Source organism: Actinomycetospora sp. NBC_00405, assembly GCF_036044095.1.
Lineage (GTDB): Bacteria > Actinomycetota > Actinomycetes > Mycobacteriales > Pseudonocardiaceae > Actinomycetospora > Actinomycetospora callitridis.
Genome location: NZ_CP107938.1, coordinates 4,692,217 through 4,716,960, shown reverse-complemented (window position 1 = coordinate 4,716,960; position 24,744 = coordinate 4,692,217). Strand labels below are relative to the sequence as shown.

General features: G+C 74.7%; 24 protein-coding genes. 14 read left to right on the top strand and 10 right to left on the bottom strand.

Features of this window, described 5'->3' with window-relative positions; translation table 11 throughout:
- The first annotated feature begins 57 nt into the window (after positions 1 to 57).
- The 11 genes from OG774_RS23295 to OG774_RS23245 all read left to right on the top strand — a co-directional run bounded on the left by OG774_RS23295 (position 58) and on the right by OG774_RS23245 (position 13,785).
- Positions 58 to 1,578 carry an acyl-CoA synthetase gene (locus OG774_RS23295; protein WP_328304761.1) on the top strand — a complete coding sequence of 507 codons (1,521 nt, stop codon included), beginning with the start codon at positions 58 to 60 and terminating at the stop codon, positions 1,576 to 1,578.
- Positions 1,575 to 2,801 (top strand): acyl-CoA dehydrogenase family protein, encoded by a 1,227-nt coding sequence (locus OG774_RS23290; RefSeq protein WP_328304760.1) that lies wholly within the window; start codon positions 1,575 to 1,577, stop codon positions 2,799 to 2,801. The genes OG774_RS23295 and OG774_RS23290 overlap by 4 nt, the downstream gene beginning before the upstream one ends.
- Entirely contained in the window at positions 2,798 to 3,619 is an 822-nt protein-coding gene (locus OG774_RS23285) for a TIGR03084 family metal-binding protein (protein WP_328304759.1), read from the top strand. The genes OG774_RS23290 and OG774_RS23285 overlap by 4 nt, the downstream gene beginning before the upstream one ends.
- Positions 3,616 to 5,241 carry an acyl-CoA carboxylase subunit beta gene (locus OG774_RS23280; RefSeq protein ID WP_328304758.1) on the top strand — a complete coding sequence of 542 codons (1,626 nt, stop codon included), beginning with the start codon at positions 3,616 to 3,618 and terminating at the stop codon, positions 5,239 to 5,241. The genes OG774_RS23285 and OG774_RS23280 overlap by 4 nt, the downstream gene beginning before the upstream one ends.
- Before the next feature lie 82 nt (positions 5,242 to 5,323).
- On the top strand, positions 5,324 to 7,345 hold the full coding sequence (locus OG774_RS23275; RefSeq protein ID WP_328304757.1) for an ATP-binding protein: 2,022 nt from the start codon (positions 5,324 to 5,326) through the stop codon (positions 7,343 to 7,345).
- Positions 7,342 to 9,078 (top strand): acyclic terpene utilization AtuA family protein, encoded by a 1,737-nt coding sequence (locus OG774_RS23270; protein ID WP_328304756.1) that lies wholly within the window; start codon positions 7,342 to 7,344, stop codon positions 9,076 to 9,078. The genes OG774_RS23275 and OG774_RS23270 overlap by 4 nt, the downstream gene beginning before the upstream one ends.
- The gene (locus OG774_RS23265; RefSeq protein WP_328304755.1) at positions 9,075 to 10,106 is read left to right on the top strand and encodes a TIGR03617 family F420-dependent LLM class oxidoreductase; all 1,032 of its coding nucleotides are present in this window, start codon (positions 9,075 to 9,077) and stop codon (positions 10,104 to 10,106) included. The genes OG774_RS23270 and OG774_RS23265 overlap by 4 nt, the downstream gene beginning before the upstream one ends.
- On the top strand, positions 10,103 to 11,671 hold the full coding sequence (locus tag OG774_RS23260; protein WP_328304754.1) for a class I adenylate-forming enzyme family protein: 1,569 nt from the start codon (positions 10,103 to 10,105) through the stop codon (positions 11,669 to 11,671). Before OG774_RS23265 ends, OG774_RS23260 begins: the two co-directional genes overlap by 4 nt.
- A gap of 1 nt (position 11,672) precedes the next feature.
- Positions 11,673 to 12,830 carry an acyl-CoA dehydrogenase family protein gene (locus tag OG774_RS23255; protein ID WP_328304753.1) on the top strand — a complete coding sequence of 386 codons (1,158 nt, stop codon included), beginning with the start codon at positions 11,673 to 11,675 and terminating at the stop codon, positions 12,828 to 12,830.
- Positions 12,831 to 12,879: 49 nt separating this feature from the next.
- Positions 12,880 to 13,362 (top strand): GNAT family N-acetyltransferase, encoded by a 483-nt coding sequence (locus tag OG774_RS23250; RefSeq protein ID WP_328304752.1) that lies wholly within the window; start codon positions 12,880 to 12,882, stop codon positions 13,360 to 13,362.
- A gap of 21 nt (positions 13,363 to 13,383) precedes the next feature.
- On the top strand, positions 13,384 to 13,785 hold the full coding sequence (locus tag OG774_RS23245; protein ID WP_328304751.1) for a hypothetical protein: 402 nt from the start codon (positions 13,384 to 13,386) through the stop codon (positions 13,783 to 13,785).
- A 6-nt stretch (positions 13,786 to 13,791) separates the two neighbouring features.
- Here OG774_RS23245 and OG774_RS23240 read toward each other — a convergent pair whose 3' ends face one another.
- Positions 13,792 to 14,025, bottom strand: coding sequence for a hypothetical protein (locus OG774_RS23240; RefSeq protein WP_328304750.1), 234 nt, complete (start codon positions 14,023 to 14,025; stop codon positions 13,792 to 13,794).
- Positions 14,026 to 14,198: 173 nt separating this feature from the next.
- On the opposite strand from OG774_RS23240, the gene OG774_RS23235 reads away from it, so the two are divergent.
- From OG774_RS23235 to OG774_RS23225, 3 genes are read left to right on the top strand one after another with little or no spacing between them, the layout of a single operon-like run.
- The gene (locus OG774_RS23235; protein ID WP_328304749.1) at positions 14,199 to 14,837 is read left to right on the top strand and encodes a hypothetical protein; all 639 of its coding nucleotides are present in this window, start codon (positions 14,199 to 14,201) and stop codon (positions 14,835 to 14,837) included.
- A 38-nt stretch (positions 14,838 to 14,875) separates the two neighbouring features.
- The gene (locus tag OG774_RS23230) at positions 14,876 to 16,189 is read left to right on the top strand and encodes an O-acetylhomoserine aminocarboxypropyltransferase/cysteine synthase family protein (RefSeq protein ID WP_328304748.1); all 1,314 of its coding nucleotides are present in this window, start codon (positions 14,876 to 14,878) and stop codon (positions 16,187 to 16,189) included.
- A complete protein-coding gene (locus OG774_RS23225; RefSeq protein WP_328304747.1) occupies positions 16,186 to 16,689 on the top strand; it encodes a CoA-binding protein in 504 nt (167 codons plus the stop codon). The genes OG774_RS23230 and OG774_RS23225 overlap by 4 nt, the downstream gene beginning before the upstream one ends.
- Here OG774_RS23225 and OG774_RS23220 read toward each other — a convergent pair whose 3' ends face one another.
- The 9 genes from OG774_RS23220 to OG774_RS23180 form a co-directional block, all read right to left on the bottom strand.
- Positions 16,690 to 17,091 (bottom strand): hypothetical protein, encoded by a 402-nt coding sequence (locus tag OG774_RS23220; RefSeq protein WP_328304746.1) that lies wholly within the window; start codon positions 17,089 to 17,091, stop codon positions 16,690 to 16,692.
- A 57-nt stretch (positions 17,092 to 17,148) separates the two neighbouring features.
- Positions 17,149 to 18,750 carry an Hsp70 family protein gene (locus tag OG774_RS23215; RefSeq protein WP_328304745.1) on the bottom strand — a complete coding sequence of 534 codons (1,602 nt, stop codon included), beginning with the start codon at positions 18,748 to 18,750 and terminating at the stop codon, positions 17,149 to 17,151.
- A complete protein-coding gene (locus tag OG774_RS23210) occupies positions 18,747 to 19,133 on the bottom strand; it encodes a hypothetical protein (protein WP_328304744.1) in 387 nt (128 codons plus the stop codon). Before OG774_RS23210 ends, OG774_RS23215 begins: the two co-directional genes overlap by 4 nt.
- The gene (locus OG774_RS23205) at positions 19,130 to 20,980 is read right to left on the bottom strand and encodes a dynamin family protein (protein ID WP_328304743.1); all 1,851 of its coding nucleotides are present in this window, start codon (positions 20,978 to 20,980) and stop codon (positions 19,130 to 19,132) included. The genes OG774_RS23210 and OG774_RS23205 overlap by 4 nt, the downstream gene beginning before the upstream one ends.
- Complete coding sequence (grpE, locus tag OG774_RS23200; protein ID WP_274194587.1) at positions 20,977 to 21,303, bottom strand: nucleotide exchange factor GrpE; 327 nt, start codon at positions 21,301 to 21,303, stop codon at positions 20,977 to 20,979. Before grpE ends, OG774_RS23205 begins: the two co-directional genes overlap by 4 nt.
- 29 nt (positions 21,304 to 21,332) lie before the next feature.
- Positions 21,333 to 21,674, bottom strand: coding sequence for a hypothetical protein (locus tag OG774_RS23195; protein WP_328304742.1), 342 nt, complete (start codon positions 21,672 to 21,674; stop codon positions 21,333 to 21,335).
- A 106-nt stretch (positions 21,675 to 21,780) separates the two neighbouring features.
- The gene (locus OG774_RS23190; RefSeq protein ID WP_328304741.1) at positions 21,781 to 22,587 is read right to left on the bottom strand and encodes a serine/threonine-protein kinase; all 807 of its coding nucleotides are present in this window, start codon (positions 22,585 to 22,587) and stop codon (positions 21,781 to 21,783) included.
- Between the two features lie 26 nt (positions 22,588 to 22,613).
- Complete coding sequence (locus tag OG774_RS23185) at positions 22,614 to 24,119, bottom strand: dynamin family protein (RefSeq protein ID WP_328304740.1); 1,506 nt, start codon at positions 24,117 to 24,119, stop codon at positions 22,614 to 22,616.
- 10 nt (positions 24,120 to 24,129) lie between these two features.
- Positions 24,130 to 24,690 (bottom strand): RNA polymerase sigma factor, encoded by a 561-nt coding sequence (locus OG774_RS23180; protein ID WP_328304739.1) that lies wholly within the window; start codon positions 24,688 to 24,690, stop codon positions 24,130 to 24,132.
- Positions 24,691 to 24,744: the final 54 nt, after the last annotated feature.

The window sequence follows — 24,744 nt, the reverse complement described above, 5'->3', positions numbered from 1 at the left end:
ACGTACGGGCAGAGTAGCCCAGGTCACGTCGGCGTGGGGTGTCCGAGGAGGACGGCGATGGACGGTGGGATCGCCGACTGGATCGCGAGGCGTGCGCAACGCCGGCCGGGCGCGGTGGCGCTCGTGGACGTCGCCAGCGGCGCCCGCCTGACCTACGCCGATCTCGACCGCCGTGTCGGGGCCCGCGCCGCGGCGCTCGCCGCGCTCGGGATCGAGGCGGGCGCGCGCGTGGCCCTGCTGGGCGAGAACTCCGCCGCCTACCTGGAGTGGCTCTTCGGCGCGGCCCGCCTGGGGGCGATCGCGGTGCCGATCAACCACCGCCTGTCCCCGGACGAGGTCGCCCACGTCCTCACCGACTCGGGCGCGGTGGTGCTGGTGCGCTCGACGGCGTTCACGGGCCTCGCCGGGGACGCGCTCGCGGTGGCCGGCAGCGTCCCGGTGGTCGAGCTCGGCGAGCAGCCTGGCGACCAGGTCGTCGAGGCGCATCCGGTCGCGGGCGACGACCCCTGCGTGATCATGTACACCTCGGGCACCACCGGCGTCCCCAAGGGCGCGGTGCTCACGCACGACAACATGCTGTGGAACGCGATCAACATGGCCGTCGCCGGCCCCGGCATCGGCGGCACGGACATCACGGTCGCGGCCGCCCCGCTGTTCCACATCGGCGCGCTCGGGCTCTCCGCGCTCCCCCTGCTCTACGCGGGCGGGACGGTGGTCGTCGTGCCGTCGTTCGACCCGGCGGCCTTCGTCGACCTCCTGGCGCGCGAGGGCGTCACCACCCAGTTCCTCGTCCCGGCGATGTGGGCGGCGCTGACGCGTCTGCCGTCGCTGCCCCCGCTGCCCGCGCTGCGCTGGGCGATCTCGGGCGGGGCGCCGTGCCCCGTGACCGTCATCGAGCACTTCACCGGGCGCGGGTGGACGTTCACCGAGGGCTTCGGGATGACCGAGCTCTCCCCCGCCGCGCTCTTCCTCGACGCCGACGACGTGCTCACCCACGCCGGCTCGGTCGGGCGGCCGTTCATGCACGTGGACGCGCGGTTGGTGTCGGAGACCGGCGAGGACGTCGCCGTGGGCGAGGTCGGCGAGCTGGTCCTGCGCGGGCCGACCGTCTTCGCCGGGTACTGGAACCGGCCCGAGGCGACGGCGGAGGCGCTGCGCAATTATCCAGGAGAGCACGCCGATAGGGGCTGGTTCCGCTCCGGCGACCTCGGCGTGCGCGACGCCGAGGGCTTCGTGACGCTGGTCGACCGCAAGAAGGACATGATCATCACGGGCGGCGAGAACGTCTATCCCGTCGAGGTCGAGCAGGTGCTCCACCGCCACCCGGGCATCGCCGACGTCGCCGTCGTCGGCGTCGGTGACCCGCAGTGGGGCGAGGCGGTGCTGGCCGTCGTCGTCGCGTCCGGGGAGATCGACACGGCCGAGGTGATCACCTACGCCCGCGAGCGCATCGCGCACTTCAAGGCACCGCGGCGCGTCGAGATCGTCGACGAGCTGCCCCGCAACGCCACGGGCAAGCTGCTCAAGCGCGTGCTGCGCGAGCAGTTCGCGGGCCAGGCCTCGGCGGTGGCGCGGTGAGCGCGTCCGCCGTGTCGCGCGAAGGGCACCATCAGCCGGATAGAGCGCGCGAGGGTGCCCTTCGGCCGGAACCGGTCTCCGCGCACGACGCCTGGGCGACCCCCGAGCGGCGGGCGCTGCGCGAACTCGTCGCCGACTTCACGACCCGCGAGATCCTCCCGGACCTCGAGCGCTGGGAGGACGAGGGCGCGCTGCCGCGGGCGCTGCACGAGCGCGCCGGGGACCTCGGGCTGCTCGAGCTCGGCTTCCCGGAGACCGCCGGCGGGGTCGGCGACCACCTCGACGCCTGCCTGGTCGCCGAGCAGCTGATCCTCTCCGGCGGGTCGAGCGGGGTCTGCGCGGGCCTGTTCACCCACGGCATCGGGGTCCCGCACATCGCGGCGGCGGGCGACGAGGAGCAGATTGCGCACTTCGTGCGCCCCGTCCTGGCCGGCCGGGCGATCGCGAGCCTCGGGATCACCGAGCCCGAGGCAGGCTCCGACGTCGCGGCGATCACGACCCGCGCCGAGCGCGACGGCGACGACTACGTGGTGACCGGCGCCAAGACCTTCATCACCTCGGGGACGCGGGCGGACGTCGTCACCACGGCCGTGCGCACCGGCGGCCCCGGGCACCGCGGGATCTCGCTGCTGGTGATCGAGACCGACCGGCCCGGGGTGTCGCGCTCACGGCTGCGGAAGATGGGCTGGCACTGCAGCGACACCGCCGAGCTGCGCTTCGACGGCGTGCGGGTGCCGGCGACGAACCTCGTCGGCGCCGAGGGCACCGGCTTCCGCCAGATCATGGTCAACTTCGCCGCCGAGCGGCTGTCGATGGCCGTGCAGGCCTACGCCACCGCGCAGCGCTGCGTGGACCTGACGATCGCCTGGGTCCGTGCCCGCCAGACCTTCGGGTCGCCGCTGGCGCAACGCCAGGTCGTGCGCCACCAGGTCGCCGAGATGGCGCGCGAGACGGCCGTGGCGCGCACGTACGTCCGGGACGTCATGGCTCGCTGGCAGGCCGGGCAGGACGTCGTCACCGATCTGGCGATGGCCAAGAACACCGCGGTCGCGGCGTGCGACGCCGTCGTCGACCGCGCGGTCCAGCTGCACGGAGGGATGGGCTACATGCACGGCGTGGAGGTCGAGCGCCACTACCGGGACGCGCGGATCCTCGGCATCGGCGGCGGCACGACCGAGATCATGAACGAGGTCGTGGCGGGCCGGTTGGGACTGGACGCGTGAGCGGGCCCTCGGTCGAGGACCTGCTCGCCGACCTCGACGACGAGCGCGCGGCGGTGATGGCGCTGGTGCGGGGGCTCCCGCCGGCGTCGTGGACGCTGCCCACCCGCGCCGAGCCCTGGACCGTGCGCGACCAGATCGCCCACCTCGGCTGGTTCGACGCGGCGTTCGCCCGCGCGATCTCGACGCCCGCGGAGTTCGAGGCCGAGCGCGACGCGATCACCGACCTCGAGGGCTTCGTCGACGCCGCGAACGCCGCGGTGCCCGAGGCCGGCCCCGCAGCGCTGGCGTGGTGGCAGGACGCGGCCCGGGCGTTCGACGCCGCGGCGCGCGCGTGCGACCCGTCGACCCGGCTGCCCTGGTACGGGCCGCCGATGTCGCTCCGGTCGGCGATCACCAGCCGGATCATGGAGACCTGGGCGCACGGCAGCGACGTCGCCGACGCCCTGGGGTCCCGACTCCCGCCCACCGACCGCCTGCGCCACGTCGCCGACATCGCGGTCCGCGCGCGGGCGCAGGGGTACCGGGTGCGGGGTCTCGAGGTCCCCGCGACGCCGGTGCGCGTCGAACTGGCTGGGCCGTCGGGCGAGGTGTGGGGATGGGGCGAGCCCCACGTGAGTGATTTGGGTCGTCGGGACGACCCAAATCACTCACGTGGCGAAGCCATCACCGGGGACGCCGAGGAGTTCTGCCTCGTGCTGATCCGTCGCCGCCACGTCGACGACACCGGCCTCGTGGTCACCGGGGACGTCGCGCGGGAGTGGATGGAGATCGGCCAGGCGTTCGCCGGGACGCCGGGGAAGGATCCGGTGCGGGCATGAGCGCTCCCGAGATCTCGCCGAGCGCCGTGCTCGGGTCGCGCCTCGACCCGTCGTCGCCGGAGTTCGCCGCTGACCGCGAGGCGATGCTCGCCGCTCTCGCGGGCGTCGACGAGGTGGCCGCGACGGTGCTCGCCGCGGGGGGCGCGAAGTACGTCGACCGCCACCACGAGCGCGGCCGGCTCACGGCGCGCGAGCGCGTCGACCTGCTCCTGGACCCCGACGCCGCGTTCCTCGAGATCGGCGCGCTCGCCGGCGCGCACGAACCCGACCTGACCACCCCGGGCGCCGGGCTCGTCGTCGGGATCGGGGCGGTCAGCGGCGTCGAGTGCCTGGTCGTCGCCAACGAGCCGACGGTGAAGGGCGGCTCGATCACACCGATCGGGGTCACCAAGCAGCTGCGCGGCCTCGAGATCGCCGAGCGCAACCGGCTGCCGGTGGTAGCTCTCGTCGAGTCCGGCGGCGCCGACCTCCCGCGCCAGGCCGACCTGTTCGTGCCCGGCGGGCGCACGTTCCGCGAGATGACACGGCTGTCGGCGCAGGGCATCCCGACGATCGCGCTGGTCTTCGGCTCGTCGACCGCCGGCGGCGCGTACATGCCGGGGATGAGCGAGTACACGGTGTTCGTCCGGGGCCAGGCGACGGTGTACCTGGGCGGTCCGCCGCTGGTGAAGATGGCGATCAACGAGGACGTCGACGACGAGACCCTCGGGGGCGCGGAGATGCACGCCCGCGAGTCGGGGCTCGCCGACCACCTCGCCGCCGACGAGCGCGATGCCCTGCGGATCGGGCGCCGGATCGTCGCCGACCTGGGCTGGCGTCGCGGCGGCCCCGGCCGGTCGCTGCCCGCCGACCCGCCGCGATACCCGGCCGAGGAACTGCTGGCCTGCGCGGCGTCGGACGCGAAGCGGTCGGTCGAGGTGCGCGACGTGCTGGCCCGTGTCCTCGACGGCTCCCGCTTCGACGAGCACAAACCGCTCTACGGCACGACGCTCGTCTGCGGCTGGGGATCGATCGGCGGCTTCCCGGTCGGCGTGCTCGCGAACAACGGGATCCTGTTCTCCGAGGAGTCGCAGAAGGGCGCGCAGTTCGTCCAGCTCGCGAACGCGCGGTCGATCCCGTTGCTGTTCGTCCAGAACATCACCGGGTTCATGGTCGGGTCGGCCTACGAGCGCGGCGGGATCATCAAGGACGGCGCGAAGCTGATCAACGCGGTGTCGAACTCCGAGGTCCCGCATCTGACGCTCATGGTCGGCGCGTCCTACGGCGCGGGGAACTACGGCATGTCCGGGCGCGCCTACGACCCGCGCTTCGTCTTCACCTGGCCCAACCACCGGATCGCGGTCATGGGCGGCACGCAGCTCGCCGGGGTCATGTCGATGGTGCAGCGCAGGTCGGCGGAACGGGCCGGGCGTCCCTACGACGAGGACACCGACCGCGCCACACGCAAGGCGATCGAGGACGGTGTCGAGGCGCAGTCCAACGCGGTCTACGCGTCCGGGCGGATGTGGGACGACGGGGTCATCGACCCGCGCGACACCCGCACGGTCCTGGGCCTCGCCCTCTCGGCCGTCCACTCGGCCCCCATCGCCGGCGCGACCCGCTTCGCGCCGTTCCGGATGTGAGCGGGGTGTCGGCTCGCTTGTGCAAGCCCTGCGTCCTCGCTTGCACTCAACGCCAGGAAATCCACATCCTCGAGGTGCGCCGGTGATCAGCACGCTGCTCGTCGCCAACCGCGGAGAGATCGCGCGCCGGGTGATCAGGGGTGCCCGGACGTTCGGTATCCGCACGGTCGCGATCTACTCCGAGCCCGACGCCGACGCCCCGCACGTCGCTGAGGCCGACCGCGCCGTCGCGCTGCGGGGCTCGACGGCGACGGAGACCTATCTCGACGTCGCGCAGGTCCTCGCCGCGGCGCGAGTGACGGGCGCCGACGCCGTGCACCCGGGTTACGGCTTCCTGTCGGAGAACGCCTCGTTCGCCCGCGCGTGCGCCGACGCCGGGCTGACGTGGGTGGGTCCGGACCCGGCGTCGATCGAGGCGATGGGCGTCAAGCACACCGCCAAGGCCCTGGCGCGCGAGGCCGGCGTGCCGACGCTGCCGGATGCGCTGCTGGACTCGGACGATCCCGACGACTGGGCGCGCGCCGCCGAGGGCGTCGGGTTCCCGCTTCTGGTCAAGGCCTCGGCGGGCGGTGGCGGCAGCGGGATGCGCGAGGTGCGGTCGTCCGACGCGCTCGTCGACGCCGTCCGCTCCGCCCGCGCCGAGGCCGCGCGCAGCTTCGGCGACGACACGGTGTTCCTCGAGCGCCTGCTGGACGCGCCCCGACACATCGAGATCCAGGTCGTCGGCGACGTGGACGGCCACGTCGTCCACCTCGGCGAGCGTGAGTGCTCGATCCAGCGGCGGCACCAGAAGGTCGTCGAGGAGGCGCCGTCCCCCGCCGTGGCGCCGGAGCTGCGCGAGCGGATGGGCAGCACGGCCGTCGCGCTCGCGGAGAAGCTCGGCTACGTGGGCGTCGGGACCGTCGAGTTCCTCGTCGACGATGCGGAAGACGGTTCCGAGGTCGGGGGGTTCTCGGGGGGCGGAGCCCCCCGAGGGTGCTACTTCTTCCTCGAGATGAACACCCGGCTGCAGGTGGAGCACCCGGTCACCGAGGAGGTCTACGGCGTCGATCTGGTCGCGCTCCAGCTCGCCGTCGCCGACGGGGAGCCGCTGCCCTTCACCCAGGACGACGTGCGGCCCCGGGGACACGCGGTCGAGGTGCGGCTGTACGCCGGGGACCCCGCCCAGGACGACCGCCCCGCGCCCGGCACCCTGCACCGCTACGTACACGATCAGACCCTCCGCTGGGAGGACGCGCTCGGCGCCAGCGGCGAGATCAGCGCCTTCTACGACCCGATGATCGCCAAGGTCATCGCCCACGCTCCCACCCGGGCCGCGGCCGCGCGACGGCTCGCCGCCGGTCTCGCGCAGGCGGAGATCCACGGGCCGCCGACCAACCGCGACCTGCTCGTCGCCGTCCTGCGCGACGCCGATTTCCTCGGCGGCGCCACGCGCACCGACTTCCTCGACCGCCACCCGCACCTGCGCACCCCGGCGCCCGCGACCCCGCCCGTGGTGCACCTCGCCGCCGCCGTGGCCTGCACCAGCGCGGCGCGCCGAGAGCACGATCCCCGCGCCCACCTCGCCCCGCCCGGCTGGCGCGCCCTGCGCGGCGCGCCCCGTCCGACCGTGCACTGGGCCGGGCCGGACGGCGAGGTCGCGGTGAGGTGCACGATCGGCCCGGACGCGATCGCGCTGGACGTCGACGGCGTCGAGCACACCCTCGGCCTCCGGGACCTCGCCCCGGGGTCGGTCCGCCTCACCCACGACGGCGTCGAGTACCGCTGCCGCGTCGCCCAGCACGGCGGCCCGACCGGGGTGACCGCCTACGTCGACGACACCGAGGGCCACGGCGCCTGGCGAGAGCTGCCGCGCCTGCCCGCCCCCGACGCCGCGGCGGGCGGGGCGGGGCCGGTCAGCGAGGTGCCGGGCACGGTCGTCGAGGTCCTCGTCCGCGAGGGCGAGCAGGTCGTCGCCGGCCAGAAGCTCGTCGTCCTCGAGGCCATGAAGATGGAGCACCCCGCGCTCGCCGCCGCCGACGGGATCGTCGAGACCGTGCACGTCGCGGTGGGCCAGTACGTCGAGGCGCACGCCACGCTCGTCACGCTGGGAGCGTCCGGATGATCGCGATCGCCAACGTCTCCGGCTTCTACGGCGACCGGCTCGCCGCGGCCCGCGAGATCGTCGACGCCCACGTGGAAGGCCGCGTCCACGTCGACGTCCTCACCGGCGACTGGCTGGCCGAGCTGACGATGGGGCTGCTCGCCAAGCAGCGCGAGCGCGGCGCCGGGGGCTGGGCGACGACGTTCGTGCGTCAGATGCGCGACGTGCTCGCCGACTGCCTCGACGCCGGCATCCTCGTCGTCGCCAACGCCGGCGGGCTCGACCCGGCCGGGTGCGCCGCGGAGATCGCCGCGATCGACGGGCGCGCGAGGGTCGCCTGGGTGGGCGGGGACGACGTCACCGAGCAGGTCCGCGCCCTGCCGCCCGCGCGCACGGCGCACCTCGACACCGGCGAGCCGCTGCCGGACACGCCGGTCGTCGCCAACGCCTACCTCGGGTGCCGCGGGATCGTGGCCGCGCTCGAGGCCGGCGCGAACGTCGTCGTCACGGGCCGGGTGACCGACGCGGCCGTCGTCGTCGGCCCCGCCGCGTGGCACCACGGGTGGGGTGTCGACGACCTCGACGCCCTCGCCGGCGCCGTCGCCGCCGGGCACGTCATCGAGTGCGGCGCCCAGGCCACCGGCGGCAACTTCTCCTTCGCCGCCGAGCTCGACGGCACCGAGCACGTGGGGCTTCCGGTCGCCGAGATCGAGGCCGACGGGTCCGCGGTGATCACCAAGGCCGCCGGGACGGGCGGCGCCGTGACCGTCGAGACCGTCACCGCCCAGCTGCTCTACGAGGTCGACGGACCGCGCTACCTGACCCCGGACGTCGTCACCCGCCTCGACACGATCACCCTGACGCAGGAGGCCCCCGACCGCGTCCGCCTCACCGGCACCCGCGGCGAACCGCCGCCCGACACCGTCAAGGTCGGCGCCGTCGTGCCCGCCGGGTGGCACAACGAGATGACGTTCGTGCTCACCGGCCTCGACGTCGAGGCGAAGGCCGAGCACGCGCTCGCCGCGCTGTGGGCCGGGGTGCCGGGGGGTCGCAAGGCCTACGACCGCGTCGAGACCCGTCTGCTGCGCGCCGACCGGCCCGACCCCGCCCGCATGACCGAGGCGGTCTCCCTGCTCACCGTGGCCGTCGCGGGGTCCAAGGAGGCCGTCGGACGGCTCTCCCGGGCGGCCGTCGAGACCGCGCTCGCGGGCTACCCCGGCTTCTTCGCCACCGCCCCGCCCGGCCCCGGCAGCGCCGCGAGCGTGTTCTGGCCGATCCTCCTGCCCGCCGCCGACCTGCCCCAGCTCGTGGGCCTCGGCGACCGGACGTGGACGGTGCTTCCGCCGGCGGTCGAGGCGAGCGAACGGGGAGTTCCGGCGCCTAGAAGCAGCGAACAGCGCGTTCGCTCCGACAGCCCGACCGCGCGCGCCCCGCTCGGGCGGCTCGTCGGGGCGCGGTCGGGCGACAAGGGCGGCAACGCGACGCTCGGGCTGTGGGCGCGGGAGGACGCGGCGTACGCGTGGCTGCGCGCCCGGTGGGACGACGAGCGCGTCGCCGACCTGCTCGGCGAGGACGCCGCGGGGTGCGCGTTGCGGTTGTGGGAGTTCCCGCTGCTCCGGGCGGTCGGCGTCACCGTCGTCGGCTTCCTCGGGCGCGGGGTGGCCGACAACCTGGCCCTCGACGCACAGGCCAAGGGGCTCGGCGAGTTCGTCCGGGCCCGCCACGTGGACATCCCTGAGGAGCTGCTGCGATGAAGGTCGACGCCACCGTGGTCACCGGCGGGCTGGGCGACTTCGCCGACGACGCCGTCACCGCGGAGAAGGCCGGGTACGACGCCGTCTGGGCCTCCGAGACCCAGCACGACCCCGCCGTCATGATCACCCTGGCCGCCACCCGCACCGAGGCGGTCACCCTCGGCACCGCGATCACCGTGGCCTTCGCCCGGACCCCGATGACGACGGCGATGACCGCCAACGACCTGCACCTCGTCACCGGCGGGCGGTACGCGCTGGGGCTCGGGACACAGATCAAGCCGCACGTCACCAAGCGGTTCTCGATGCCCTGGTCGGAGCCCGCACGCCGGATGCACGAGTACATCCGCGCCGTCCGCGCGATCTGGGACGCCTGGGCCACCGGCGAGCGACTGGACTTCCGCGGCGACTTCTACACGCACACGCTCATGACGCCGTTCTTCTCGCCCGGGCCCAACGCGTTCGGCAACCCGCCGATCCACCTCGCCGGCGTCGGCCCGCGGATGACGGCGGTGGCGGGCGAGGTCGCCGACGGCTTCATGGCGCACGCGTTCTCCACCGAGCGCTACCTGCACGAGGTGACGCTGCCGGCGCTGCACCAGGGTTTCGAGACGGCGGGGCGCGACGGCAGCGGCTTCGAGTTCTCCGCGACCGCGCTCATCGCCACCGGCAACACCGAGGAGGAGTTCGAGGAGTCGATCCGCGACGTCCGCCGCCAGGTCGCCTTCTACGGCTCGACCCCGGCGTACCACCCGGTGCTCGAGCTGCACGGCTGGGGCGACCTCGCGCGCGAGCTCAACACGCTGTCGAAGAGGGCGGCCCGAGATCCTGCTCAGTGGGAGGCGATGGGCGAGGCGGTGGACGACGAGGTCCTGCACACCATCGCGATCGTCGCCGAGCCCGACGAGGTGGGGCCCGCCCTGGAGCGACGCTTCGGCGGCGTCGCCCAGCGGATCCCGCTCTACGCGCCGCGCGGCTCGCAGACCGATCGCTGGGGCCCGGCCCTGGCGCACCTGCAGGCGCTCCCGTGAGCCTCCCCGGCCTCCTGCGCACCGCCGCCCGGGAGCGCCCGGACGCGGTGTTCCTCCGCGAGGCGGAGTCGATGGGCCGGCCCCGCTCCGCGTCGCGGCCGCCCGGGACGATCACCCTGCGCGAGCTCGACGAGCACGCCGACCGGCTCGCCGCCGGGCTCGCGGCGCGCGGCGTCGGTCCCGGCGACCGGGTCGCGGTCGCGCTGCCGAACGGCGCGGCGTGGATCGGCCTGCTGTTCGCGACGACCCGCCTCGGCGCCGTGCTCGTCACCCTCAACGTCCGCTACCGGGGCAGCGAGCTCGAGCACATGCTCGCCGACTCCGGCGCCCGCGTCGTGGTCACCGTGCCCGAGGCCGGCGGGACCGACCTCGTCGCCCTCTACGCCGAGCTCGAGCCGGCGCTACCCGACCTCGAGCACGTCGTGGTCGACGTCGACGAGCTGTTCGGGGACCGGCCGAGAGAGACCCCCGGTGACGACGCCGAACCCGGCGACCCCGCCGTCATCCTCTACACCTCCGGCACCACCGGGACACCGAAGGGCGCGGTGCTCACCCACGGCAGCCTGCTCGCGTCGGCGCGCGCCGAGGTGGAGCACCTCGGTCTCGGACCGGACGACCGGTTCCTCGCCACGATGCCGTTCACGCACGTCGGCGGCCTGACGTGCACGCTGCTCTCGGCCCTCGTCGCCGGCAGCGAGGTCGTGCTCACGCCGGGGTTCTCGCCCGCGGGCGCGCTGCGGGACGTCGTCGAGCACGCGGTGACGGTCTTCGCCGGGGTGCCGACGATGTGGACGCTCCTGCTGCGCGAGCTCGGCCCGGACGCCACGCTCCCGTCGCTGCGCTACGCCGTGGCCGGCGGCTCCAACGTCGAGCCCGCCCTGTGCACAGCGATCACCACGGCCGCGCCGCACGCCCGCGTCGTCAACCTCTACGGGCTCTCCGAGACCTCCGGTGCCGCGGTGATGTCGGCGCTCGACGACGACGCCGACACCGTCGCGAGCACCCTCGGCGTGCCACTGGCCGGGATCGAGGCCCGCATCGTCGACCCGGTCGAGGGGACCGACGCCCCGGGAGACGGGGCGGAGGGCGAGCTGTGGCTGCGCGGCGCGCCCGTCGCCGCCGGCTACTGGCACCGCGACGAGCCGACGACGTTCCGACCATCGGACGAGCACGCCGAGAGGGGCTGGCTGGCGACCGGCGACGTCGTGGCCCGTGTCGGCGGCGACCACCTGGCGCTGCGCGGGCGGCTCAAGGAGATGTTCATCAGCGGCGGCTACAACGTCTATCCCGTCGAGGTCGAGAACGTCCTCGGCGCCCACCCGGGCGTCGCGATGGTGGCCGGCGTCGGGGCGCCGGACGACACCCACGGCGAGGTCGGGCACTTCTTCGTCGTCCGCACCCCCGGCAGCGACGTCACCTCCGACGAGCTCGTCGCCCTCGCCGCGGACCGGCTGGCGAACTACAAGGTCCCGCGGGTCGTCGAGTTCGTCGACGACCTGCCGCTCACCCCCGCCGGGAAGATCCAGAAGGCTGTCCTGCGGCAGCGTGTCCAGAAGGGGACCTGAGATGGTCGCGTTCACCGAGGAGCACCAGGCGTTCCGCAAGACGGTGCGGACGTTCGTCGAGCGGGAGATCGACCCGTACGTCGACGGGTGGGAGCGCGACGGGCGGATGCCGACCCACGAGCTGTTCGCGAAGCTCGGCGACCTCGGCTTCCTGGGCCTCGAGTACGACCCCGCGTACGGCGGCGGGGGCGCCGACCACCTGTTCGCGGTGGTGCTCGCCGAGGAGATCGGGCGCTGCGACGCCGCCGGCGTCGGGATGGCGATCGCCGTGCAGACCGACATGGCGACCCCGTCGCTGCACCGCTTCGGCACCGAGGAGCTCAAGCAGCGCTACCTCGTCCCGGCGATCCGCGGCGAGATGGTCAGCGCGATCGCGGTGACCGAGCCCGACGCCGGCTCCGACGTCGCCGGCCTGAAGACCCGCGCGGTCCGCAGCCGGAATGATCATGGGGCGGACCAGTGGGTGATCCACGGGTCGAAGCTCTACATCACCAACGGCGTCGAGGCCGACTGGCTCTGCCTGCTCGCCAGGACGTCCGACGAGGGCGGCGCGCGCGGCATCAGCCAGATCGTCGTCCCGACATCCACGCCCGGCGTGAGCGTGTCCCGCAAGCTCGACAAGCTCGGCAACCGCTGCTCGGACACCGCGGAGCTGGCGTTCGACGGGGCCGAGGTCCCGGTCGACCACACCATCGGCGAGGTCGGGCGCGGCTTCCAGCAGCAGATGTCGCAGTTCCAGAACGAGCGGATGGTCGCCTGCTACGGACGGGTGGGCGCCTGCGAGCGGGCGCTCGACCGCACCGCCGCCTACCTGCGTCAGCGCGAGGCCTTCGGCGGGCCGCTGATCAGGAACCAGTACCTGAGCTACCAGCTCGCCGAGCTCTACGCGCGTCTGGACATGTGCCGGCACTACAACTACGCCTGCGCCGAGGCGTACATGCGCGGCGAGGACACCTCGCGCTTCGCGACGATCGCCAAGCTCGCGATCGGCCGGCTCTGCGAGGACGTCGCCCGCACCTGCCTGCAGTACCACGGGGGCCTGGGCTACATGGAGGAGACGTGGACCGCGCGCTTCCTGCGCGACATGCGGATCACGTCGATCGGCGGCGGCGCCGACGAGGTCATGCTCCAGGTCATCGCGAAGATGCACGGCATGTGAGACCCCTCCGTGAGTGAAATTCCCGGCTATAGCCGAGAACATCACTCACATGGGGATCGAGGTCGTGCCGCTGAGCGCGGAGCAGGCGGTGACGCTGCTGACGGAGCCGGAGGAGTTCGCCGGGCGCTTCGGGCTCACGCTCGTCGACGGCTTCCTCGCCTTCCCCGAGGCGCTCGAACCCACCGTCGAGGCGCTCGAGGGCGGGGTCGCGCCCGCATGGTTCGCGCACCTGATCGTCGAGGGCACGCAGGTCGTGGGCCTCGGCGGCTACACGGGTCCGCCGGTGGACGGCGTCATCGAGATCGGCTACTCCGTCGCGCCCTCCTGCCAGGGCCGGGGGATCGCGACCGCCGCCGTCGGCCGGTGGCTCGCCCGCGCCGCGCGGGCCGGGGTGCGGCGGGTCGTCGCCCACACCCTGCCCGCGGAGAACGCCTCGAGTGCGGTGCTGCGCCGCAACGGCTTCGTCCGCGACGGCATCACCGTCGACCCGGACGAGGGCACCGTGTGGCGCTGGGCCTGGCATCCGGCCTGATCCCCACTACGGTGGCCGACCGTGACCCCGCCCACCCCCGTGCAGCGCTCCTTCCAACTGTGGATCGCCGCGGTCGTCGTCGGCGTCGTCGGCAGCGCCCTCTCGCTCGCGACCGCCACGACGGCACCGAGCCCGCTGGCCGCGACCGGCAGCGTCGTCGGCGTCGTCATCGGCCTGCTCTTCCTCGGCGTCGTCGTCTACCTCGCCCTGCGGCTGCGGGCGGGCGACCACTGGGCCCGCCTGGCCCTGACGATCCTGGGCGGCATCTCCGCGGTCTTCACCGTGCTCGGCGTGCTGCTCACCGCGGGCCTCGGGGTCAGCATCGGCGCCGTGTCGACGATCGTCAGCCTCGTCCAGGCCGCCCTCATCGTCGCCGCGATCCTCTTCGCCTTCCAGGGCCCGGCCAACGCCTACTTCCGCTGACGGCCGTCAGACGTGGTCGACCGTCGACGCGCCCTGCGACGCGGAGGCGCAGTGCGCGCAGCAGAAGAAGCGGCCGTCGACCTGGTGGCCGTGACCGAGGATCATGACGCCGCAGTGCTCGCAGCGCGGGGCCATCGTGTGGATCGCGCACTCGAAGCTGTCGAAGGTGTGCGAGGCACCCTGCGCGCGCACCTCGAAGGCCATCTCGTAGTCGTTCCCGCAGGTCTCGCAGACGGCCATGACGGTCCTCCTCGCGTCGTGCGGTGGCGCGGGCGCGCCGACCGAGGCCGACGGATGCCCGACGAGGGGGGCCGACAACCCCGGGGGGACGTGAGTACTCCGGCCCGTCGGCGCGGGGGAATGAGTAACCGGCTCCTCTGTCCGGGCCATCGACGTCGACCTACGTTCGGGCGATGGGCGCGCCGGGGGGACCGTTCGATCCGTCGGACGACGGGCCGCCGTCCGGCCCGCCGGGCTCCGGATCACGCGGACCTCACGACGCTTACGGGCGGCCCCCGTCGGAGTTCGGCTCGGAGTTCGGGAAGGAGTTCCCCGAGGAGTTCGCCCCGCGGCCCCGCCGGCGACGGGGTGGCGCACCGGAGCCCGGACCCCTGCCCGGTGGACAACCCGGTCCGCGCGCGCTCCCCCGCGGTGAGGGCCCGTTCGGGCTGCTCCCGCCGGGCCTCGGCGGCGGTGCGCCGGTGGGCGCCTCCTACCCCGCCCGCCGGGCGTTCCGGCTCTCGGTCGCGACGATCGCGGCGGACGCCGTCCGACGGCTCGTCACGACGACCGGCGGCGGCGAGCTCGTCGTGACCCTCCTCATCGTGCTGGTCGGGGGCTTCGTCGCCCTGCACTTCCGCGGCGGGGCGGCATGGGCGCAGCTCGCCCTCACCGTCCTCGCCGGGCTCGTGATGCTCTCGACCGTGATCGCGCTGCCCGGAACCGTCGCGCTCCTGGCCCCCTCGCCGGCGTCCGGGCTGGTCGCCCTCGTGGCCGGCGCGGTGGTCGTCGTCTGCGGCGTCGGGACGCTGAAGAACGCGTGGAGCACCTGAGCCCGACCCTCGCGGCTCCGCTGCGGTAGAACGGCGGGGTGGCCACCGACCGTCCCTGGGGATTCCGCACGCGAGCGGTGCACGCGGGCGCCGTGCCCGACGCCGCGACCGGCGCCCGCGCCGTGCCCATCTACCAGTCCACGAGCTTCGTCTTCGACGACACCGCCGACGCCGCGAACCTGTTCGCGCTGCAGAAGTACGGCAACATCTACAGCCGCATCGCCAACCCGACGGTCGCGGTGCTCGAGGAGCGCCTGGCCAGCCTCGAGGGCGCACTCGGCGCGGTGGCCACCAGCTCGGGCCAGGCCGCGGAGTTCCTGACGTTCGCGACGCTCGCGGGCGCCGGCGACCACATCGTCGCCGCCGCCGCGCTCTACGGCGGCACGGTCACCCAGCTCGACGTGACGCTGCGCCGCTTCGGCGTCGACACGACGTTCGTGCCCGGCGACGACCCCGACGCGTTCCGTGCGGCGATCACCGACCGCACCCGCTGCGTGTTCGCGGAGATCGTCGCGAACCCCTCGGGCGAGGTCACCGACGTCGCCGCCCTGGCCGAGGTCGCCCACGAGCGCGGCCTGCCGCTGATCATCGACGCGACGATGGCCACGCCGTACCTGTGCCGGCCCATGGAGCACGGAGCCGACATCGTCATCCACTCGGCGACGAAGTTCCTCGGCGGCCACGGCACGACCCTCGGCGGGGTGATCCTCGAGTCGGGGCGCTTCGACTGGGGCAACGGCCACTTCCCGCAGATGACCGACCCGATCCCGTCCTACGGCGGGCTGACGTGGTGGGGCAACTTCCAGGAGTACGGCTTCCTGACCAAGATCCGTTCCGAGCAGCTGCGCGACGTCGGCGCCACCCTGAGCGCGCACTCGGCCTTCCTCCTGCTTCAGGGCATCGAGACGCTGCCCCAGCGCATGGACTGCCACGTCGCCAACGCGCAGCGGGTCGCGGAGTGGCTGGAGGCCGACGAGCGGGTGGCGTGGGTGAGCTACGCCGGTCTGCCGGGCCACCCCCACCACGAGCGGGCGAAGCACTACCTCCCGCAGGGCCCGGGCGCGGTGTTCAGCTTCGGGGTCCGCGGCGCCGACGAGGACGCCGCGCGGGCCGCGGGACGGCGGTTCATCGAGTCGGTGCAGCTCTGCAGCCACCTCGCCAACATCGGCGACGCCCGCACGCTCGTGCTGCACCCGGCGTCGACCACCCACCAGCAGCTGACCGCCGACCAGCTGCGTGAGGGCGGCGTCCGGCCCGACCTCATCCGCATCAGCGTCGGGATCGAGGACGCCGACGACATCCTCTGGGACCTCGACCAGGCCCTGACCGAGGCGACGAAGGAGGGCGCATGAGCACCTGGACCCCGCCGTCCGCGCAGGAGCGCCAGGCGATCCTGCGCCGGACCCGGAGCGTCGCGATGGTCGGGGCCTCGCCGAACCCGGCGCGCGCCTCGAACTTCGTCGCGACCTACCTGCTCGGCTCCACCGGCTACGACGTCTACTTCGTCAACCCGAACGCCAGCGAGATCCTGGGCCGGCCGGTGTACCCGTCGCTGGACGCGCTGCCGGTGACGCCCGACCTCGTCGACGTCTTCCGCCGGCCCGAGGACCTGCCCGACGTCCTCGACGCGACCATCGCCGCGACTCGTCCCGTCGCTTCGCTCGCCCGGGAAGGGGCCTCGACCTTCTGGACGCAGTTCGGGCTCTACGACGAGGAGCTGGCCGAGCGCGGCGTCGAGGCCGGGCTGACCGTCGTCATGGACCGCTGCCTCAAGGTCGAGCACGCCCGCTTCCACGGCGGGCTGCACCTCGCCGGCTTCGACACCGGGGTGATCAGCGCCCGCAAGCGCTGATCAGCGCCGGGTGGGGGCCGGGCCGCCCGTGAACGACCAGGCGGCGACGACCACGGCGCCGACGGCCAGGACCATCGCGCCGGGGACGTGCACGGAGATCGGCCCGTTGCTGCCGAGGTAGGCCTGCACGAAGGTCAGCGCGAACACCACCAGGGCGAGCACCGCGGGCCACAGCGCCGCACCGCCGCGCCACACCAGCACCGCGACGATCATGGTGAGCCCGGACAGGACGTGCAGCACGATGGCGCCGGTGGCGTGGGTGTCCGCCGACTGGGACCCCTCCACCAGCGGGCCGGCGGTGACGAACTGCCACAGCAGCGCCAGGACCGTGAGCGACGCGACGACGCGCAGCGCGGTGAGCAGGGCGGGCGTCGTGGCACGGCCCGTCGCGGTGTGGGACATGCGGTCCTCCGTGGTGGTGGGGGTGCGCCTACTCGACCACGTGGGGCCCGCTCGCGCTCACCACGCGGCGAGACGCTCCGCGACACCGTCCAGCCGGGTGAGGCACTGACCCAGCGCGGCGAGCTCGCCGCGTCCCTCGCGCAGGACCTGCAGCGCGATCTCGGGCGGCAGACCGGGGAACGGGCTGAAGCGCGTGCCGATCGCGACGCCCACGCCGTCGAGGGCGACGAGGAGCGTCCGACGCGCGGCGGCCGCGGTCCGGCCCGCCCGGACGGTCGGGGCGGACGCGCCGACGAGGTCGGCCACCCCCGCGGCCTCGGCGATCGCCGCGATCTCGCGGGCGATCTCGCGCGCGGCGTCGTCGTCGGGGGGCGGTACCGGCAGGGTCGCGTGCCGGCCGCCCTCGGTGGACGAGCTCGCCGGGCGGGGGACCCTCGCGGTGGCCTCGACCGGCGCGGGCGGGACGGGGAAGCCCGACGGGGTCAGCGGCGGGGTCGGTGCCGCGGGGGGCTGGGCCGGGAACTGGCCGGGTCGCTGCCGGCGGTGCGCCAGGAGCCGGACGTGCATCGTCGCGCTCACCGACCCCGGGACCGTGGCGAGCGCCCCCAGCGCGACGACGGCCTTGGGGTCGTCGCGCATGCCGGGGACGTGCCCGAGCAGCTCGGCCAGCAGCGCGCTGATCCGCGGGGTCCGGCTCGTGCTGCCGGTGAGGTAGACGTCGACGAGAGCGTCCGGCGTGGTGCCGGCCCGCGCGATCGTGTCGGTCAGCTCCTCGACGCTGCGGGCGAGCAGGGGCTCGACGGCGCGCTCGTACTCGCGGCGCGTCACGCGGATCTCGTCGTCGTGGCCCGGCACCCACAGGTTGACCGCGGGCAGCCGCGAGAGCGCCTCCTTGGCCTGGGTGACGTCGCGGCGCAGCAGCGTGCGGTGCCGCTCGGCGACCCGGCCGGTGGCCTCCCACAGCTCGTTCCAGGCGTCGGGGTCGAGCGCCTCGGCGTGCTCGGCGAGGATCTCCATGAACGCCGCGTCGAGGTCCTCGCCGCCCAGCGCGACGTCCCCGCCCGGCGAGCCGGCCAGCTCGAAGCCGTCGCGGCGGCGGCGCAGGACGGCGGTGTCGAAGGTGCCACCTCCGAAGTCGTAGACGCCGATCATCCCGCCGTCGGGCACCGGGTCGCCGCTGCGGACGTAGTGGTGCGCGGCCGCCACGGGCTCCGCGACGAGGTCGGGCTCGCCGAGACCGGCGCGCTCCGCGGCCTCGGTGAGCCGGCGCAGCTCCGGGCCGCCCGCCTGCCAGCGGGCCGGGTGCGTGAGCAGCACGCGCCCGGGCCGCCGGCCGGAGAACCGGCGCGTCGCCTCGCCCGCGACCCGCGCCAGGACGGCCGCGACGAGGTCGACGGTGGCGATCGTGCGCCCGCCGAGCAGCACCTGCTCGGAGGCGACCAGCGCCCGCTTGGGCACGCGCTCGGTGCGCTCCGGGGCCATCACGGCCTCGTTGACCGCGTCGCGGCCGACCAGGATCGTGCCGTCCTCGTCGACGCACACCAGCGACGGGACGTACTTCGAGCCGTCGATCTCGAGGACCTCGGTGCGCCCGTCGGCGAGCGTCGCGGTGGTGGTGAACGAGGTCCCGAAGTCGATCGCGAGGTCCCAGCCGTTCACACCCAGCCGCCGTCCCAGCCGCCGTCGTCGTGCGGCGCGGGGTCGTGGACCGCCGGGTCGTCCCCGGGATCGGCGATGTCGGGAGCGGGGTGCTCGTCCACCACCTCGTCGGCGGGGTCGTCGGCCGGGCCCTCGGGGGACCCGGTCGCGGCGTCGACCTCCCCGTCCCCGTCCCCGGGCACGTCCCCCACCACGACGGCGAGCATGTGCTCCCAGACGGAGTCGGGCAGCTCGGCATCGTCGACGGCGAGCGACGCGGTCAGCAGGCTGTGGTCGTCGGACGAGAGCACGGTGTCCGGGTCGGTGTCGGGGTAGCGCGACATGTCCAGCCACGGGCCCTGACCCCCGGCGTCCTGCTGACCCCCCTCCTGCGACACGGTCACGACGACTCCTCTCGGTCGGCGGGCAGCCGCGTCGCGAGCTGCTCGGCGGTCTCCCTCAGTGCGTTGCGGCGGCGCAGGCGGGCCTCGACCTCGGCCTTGCGGCGGGCCACGGCGCTCTTCTCGCTCGCCAGGTTCTTCTCGTGCTCGGCGAGGCTCACGGTGAGCCGTTCCTTCTCCGCGGTCAGCGCCTCGGTGATCTGGCGCCCCAGCACCTCGCGGGCCCCGGCCACCGCCTGCGAGACCACCGGCGGGATCTCGTTGTTCAGCCGGGTGGCGACCTCGCCGAGGTAGCGGCGCGCGTCCTCGCGGCTACGGGCGCCGCGCTCCTTGCTCCAGCGCCGCCAGCTGAAGAAGCCGACGGCTCCGACCCCGGCCAGGATGCCGATCGGCGGCGCGACCACGAGGGCCACGAGGTGCCCGAGGCCCATGCCGAGGCCCGCCGCCATGATCCCCTGCTCGGCGAAGCTCGTGCTGCCCCCGCCGCGGGCGGCCTCGGGCAGCTGGGCGAGGCGCTCGGGGGCGTCCGGCACCACCCCGGTGACGTCGAGCTCGACGCCCTCGAGGTCGGCGAGCAGGGCCTGCCCGAGCGCGGTGAGCTCGCGGCGCAGCAGCGTGTCGAGCTCGATCCACAGCGCCTGGGCGCGCGGCGGCAGGTCGGTGCCGACCTCGTCGAAGATCTTGTTGTTGCCGACGGCGATGCGGTCGCCGACCTCCTTGCGCAGGTCCTCGAGGCGCCGGTTGAGCTCGGTGCGCATCCGCTGCTCGAGGCGGGCCGAGCGCTCCCCGAGCGTCTGGCGCCACGTCGCGTTCTGCCCCTGCAGCGCCGTGAGCGCCGCCTTCTCGCGCTTCACCAGCTCGGCGAACTCCGGGCTCGGCGAGAGCGAGAGCGCCCGCCGCACCTGCAGGGCGGACAGGCGCTTCACCGTCGCCGACGCCTGGTGCAGCAGGTTCGCGAGCCGCAGGCCGTCGGCACCCTCGGCGAGGCCGGCGAGGTGCGCCGAGAGCGGGTCGATCCCGCTCGCGGCCCGCTCCTCGGCCGCCTCCTCGAGCTCGCCGTCGACCTCGGCGGCGAGGGCGTCGACGACGGCACGGTTCGAGACCCCGAACCAGGGGGCGTCGGCGTAGCGGGGCGCGTGGTGGGCGATGAGCTCGATGTCCCGGGCGCGCACCGCCTCCCAGGACGGGAACTGGTCGATCTTGGTGATGGCGAAGACGACGGTGGCGATGCGCTCGGTGGCGCGCTCGAGGAAGGCGAGCTCGGAGGCGGTGATCTCGCTCGAACCGTCGAGCACGAACACCAGCGCGTCGGCGCGGTTCAGCGTCGCGAGGGTCAGTGCGGCGTGACCGGCGACGAGCCCGCCGACCCCGGGGGTGTCGATGAGCTCGAGGCCGCCCTCGAGCAGCGGGGCGGGCACGCGGACCTGGACCTGGCTGACGTCCTCGTGCTCCGGGGCGCGGGCGCCGGGGTCGAGCGCGGCGTACTCGGCGATCGCGTCGAGCCCCACCTCGCGGCCCTCGGGGCCGCCGCCGAGCACGACGGTCGCGCCGTCCGGGCCGTGGCTGACGACGATGTGCACGCAGGTGGCGACGTCGGCGTCGACGGGCAGCAGGCCCGGGCGCCCGATCAGCGCGTTGATGAGCGAGCTCTTGCCGCGCTTCTTCTCCCCGACGACGACCACCGCGGCGTTCCCGGCCTGCATGCGGGCGACGTCGGCGTCGAGCGCCTCGGCGGCGCTGGCCTCGTCGTCCTCGACCGCGGTCGCGCGGACGTCGGCCACCAGCGCGAGGACCTCGTCGGTCAGCGGGTGGCGGCCCCGCGTCGTCGTCGCGGGTGGCTGGATGGTCATCGGTGGTCTCCGGAGCTGGTCTCCCAGGCGTACACCACGACCTCCGGGCGGCGCAGGACGCTGCCGTGGTCGAGGTAGCCGGTGCGTGCGGTGCTCGCGACCGTGCGGTCGCGGGCCGGGTCGGTGGTGGGTTCACGGCCGACGGCGTCGTGGTGGGCCCCGTCGAAGGGCGCGCCGTCGGGTTCGAGCGGGGTGACCCCCACGTCGGCGAGACCGCGGTGCAGCCGGTCCCGGAGCCCGGGTCCGGCGGAGCGCAGCCGGTCGGCGAGGTCGAGGCAGAGCAGGACAAGCGCCGCGCGTTCGTCGTCGAGGGACACCGTCATGGCTGTCGAGGCCGTCGTCTCCGGGCGGCTCAGAAGCCGGCGGGGTCGTGGGCGGTGGTGTCGGCGGTGCCGTCGCGGTCGGTGTCGACCGCCGCGGTGTCGAGGTCGCCGTCGCCGTCGGTGTCCACGACCATCGTGTCGTAGTAGCCGTCGCCGTCGGTGTCCACGACGCCGGTCTCGAACGTCCCGTTGTGGTCGGTGTCGGTGACCGTCGTGTCGAGGACGCCGTCGCCGTCGGTGTCGCTCGAGACCGCGTCGACGTTGCCCGCGGCGTCGGTCTCGTAGGTGCCGATCATGGTGCCGGAGGCGTCGTACACGCCGCCGTCGGCGCTGAAGTACATGTCGCCGGAGGCCCCGGTCGTCCCGCTCATCTGTCCGCCCTCGCCCTGTGGCCCGCCGCCGTGGCGGACCGCTCGTGCCTGTGACGGTGCGGGCCCACCCGGATGTTCCGGCGGCGGCCGACTTTCTCCGGGCTCCCTACGCGAGCGCGGACCGGGCCGCGGCGGCGAGCGTGCCGACGGTGGCCGTGCGCTCGGCCGGCGTCTTGGCCAGCGCGCCCGCGATGACCGCGTCGAACCCGGACGGGACGCCCGGGCGCTGCTCCGACGGCCGCGGGATCGGGCTCTCCAGGTGCCCCCGCATCCGCTCGGGCAGGCTTCGGCCGGGGTAGGGCCGGGCGCCGGTGAGGCAGGTGAAGAGCACGCAGCCCAGGGCGTAGACGTCCTCGCGGTGGTCGGTGGCGCCGCCGCGGAAGCGCTCGGGCGCCGTGTGGTCCAGCGAGAGCCCGTTGCGCGACACGAGACCGAAGTCGCCGACGCGGGCCTCGGCCGCGGAGGCGTCGGTGAACAGCACGTTCGACGGCTTGACGTTGCGGTGCACGAGCCCGCGGGCGTGGGCGGCGGCCAGCGCGGCCGCGACCTGCTCGACGACGGCCACCGCCCGCTCCGGGGTGAGGACCTCCTCGCGGGCCAGCACCGCGCCCAGGTCGGGACCGGCGAGCAGGGGCGTCGCGACGAAGAGGCGTCCGCCCGCCTCGCCGTGGTCGAGCACCGGCAGGACGTGGGGCTCGCGCAGCGTCCGGACCGTGCCGCAGGCCCGGTCGAAGCGGGCGCGGAACTCCCGCTCGGCGGTGTCGGGCGCGAGGAGCTTGAGGGCGACCACGCGGTCGCGGGCGGTGTCGTGCGCGCGCACCACCTCGCCGGAACGGCCCCGGTGGACGACCTCGGACAGCACGTAGGGCCCGAGGGCGGACCGCGGAGGGCCGGCACGCGGCGTCACGCCCACGACGACCTCCTCCCGCGACCCGGCGATCACCGGCTCTCCGATCGAGCCTGCCAGGTCGGGGCCTGCGATGGTCCGGCGAACAGGATGTGCTCGCACATCTCGCGGGCGGTGCGGACGTGGCGCTGCAGCACCCGCGACGGGCGGGCCTCGAGCGCGCGCCACGCCGGGATCTGGGCGGTGGCCGCGGCGACCACGGCCTCGCGGTCGGCGCCGGGGTCGAGCCCGAGGCGCCGGGCGTCGTCGCTGCCGGTGGCGAGGTCGCGCAGGCGGGCGACGTGCTCGTCGGCGAGGCGCATCCGCCCGGCCTCGAGGTCGACCAGCGCAGCGGCCAGGTCCACCTGGCGCAGGGCGGGCTCGAGGCGCAGTCGGTCGAGCTCGGACTGGAGGGAGAGCAGCGAGCGGCGGTCGACCTCGTCGACGGCGTCCCACCCGAGGTGCTCGAGGGCCGCGATGCCCGCGCTCGCGCGCAGTCGATCGGCGCCCGCGACGAACACGGTGTCGATGCGCTCGAGCACCGTCTCGATCCCCGAGCGCCGCGCGAACCCCTCGAGCAGCGCCGCCGTCGCGCGCCGGCCCTCGTCGAGCAGCTCGAGGCCGACCCGGAGGCCGTGCAGGCCGAGCAGTTCGAGGAGCCGCTCGCGGTCCCCGACGTCCACCGGGGCGTCGTCCCAGCCGCGGAAGCGCTGCACCGTGCGCAGCGCGCGGGTGGTCCGCCCGCGGTCGCCGTCGGCGAGGGCGCGCAGGAGCCGGGCGTCGGCCTCGCCGAAGTCCGGCCCGCGGGCGGTCTCGGCGAGCAGCCCGGCCACGGGGACGACGTCGGAGAGCACGGCACGGAGCTCGCGGGCGTAGCGCTGCGCCACCCGGTGGGCGGTCGGCCAGGGGTCGTCCTCGCCGGACAGGGTGTCGATGCGGCTGAGGACGCCGATCATGTTCGCCGCGCCGAGACGCAGGCCGCCGGTCCAGCCGCGCACCGCGTCGATCGCCTCGACGTCGCGCTCGCCGGGATGCGGCATGAGGTAGACGACGGCGTCGGCGTCGCCGAGGGCGCCCAGCGAGTCCGGGTCGAGCCGGCTCAGCGAGTCGGTGCCCGGGGTGTCGACGATCGTGTGGCGGCCCAGCGCGTCGTTGGGCGTCTCGACGGTGAGGTGGGCGATCCCGGGGACGTCGGAGCCCGCCCCGGCGACCGTCGCGCCGACGCCGCCCCCCGGCGCGAGCGGCAGCAGCCGGTCGGTGCCGTCGCGGTGGTGCACGCGCAGGCGCGCCTGGTGGGAGTGCCGGAACCACGTGACGAGCCGCGTCGTCTCGGTGGCGCCGGTGGCCGCGAGCCGCTCCTGGAGCAGGGCGTTGACCAGCGTCGACTTGCCCGCGTTCATCCGGCCGCCGACGGCCACGCGGATGCTCGGCTCCCCGAGGCGCGCCACGAGCCCGTCGAGACGCTCGCGCAGCTCCGGGGTGCGCAGCTGGTCGCGGGTGCGGGTGCAGACCGCGATGAGGCGGGAGGTGACCGGGCCGACCGGCCCTGACTCGGTCATGCCGTCCTCGTCATGCGGTCCGGGCGGCAGGACGGTCGGTGAGCAGCTCGACGAGGGCCTGGCGGCCACGGGACAGCTGGGACTTGACGGTGTCGATCGGGATCTCGCGCAGCTCCGCGATCTCGGCGTAGGTGAGGTCGCACAGCTCCCGGAGCACCACGACCGCACGGTACTGCGGAGGCAGCTCGGCCAGGGCGCGGTCGACGTCCATCCGGGCGACGACGGCGCCGTCGGCGCCCCGGTGCGGCGTCGGCTCGGGCATCGACGCGGCCTCGGTCGGCTCGGGGGTGCGCTTGCGCCGGCGGACCTCGTCGATCGCGGCGTTCGTGGCCACCCGGTAGAGCCAGGTGCCGACGGCGGAGCGGCCGTCGAACTCGCCGAGGCGCTTCCAGGCCAGGAGCATCGTCTCCTGGAGCGCCTCCTGGGCGTCCTGGTCGTGGCAGGTGACGCGCCGGCAGACCGCGTAGAGCCGGGGCCGGTGACGGGTCATGAGCTCGGCGAACGCGGCCTGGTCGCCGCCCGCGGCGAGCACCACCAGCTCGGTGTCCGCCCGCCCGTCCGACACGCTCACCGACCCCTCCCGCTCTGGTCACCGACGGTGACCACGACGTCGTGTCACCGCCCC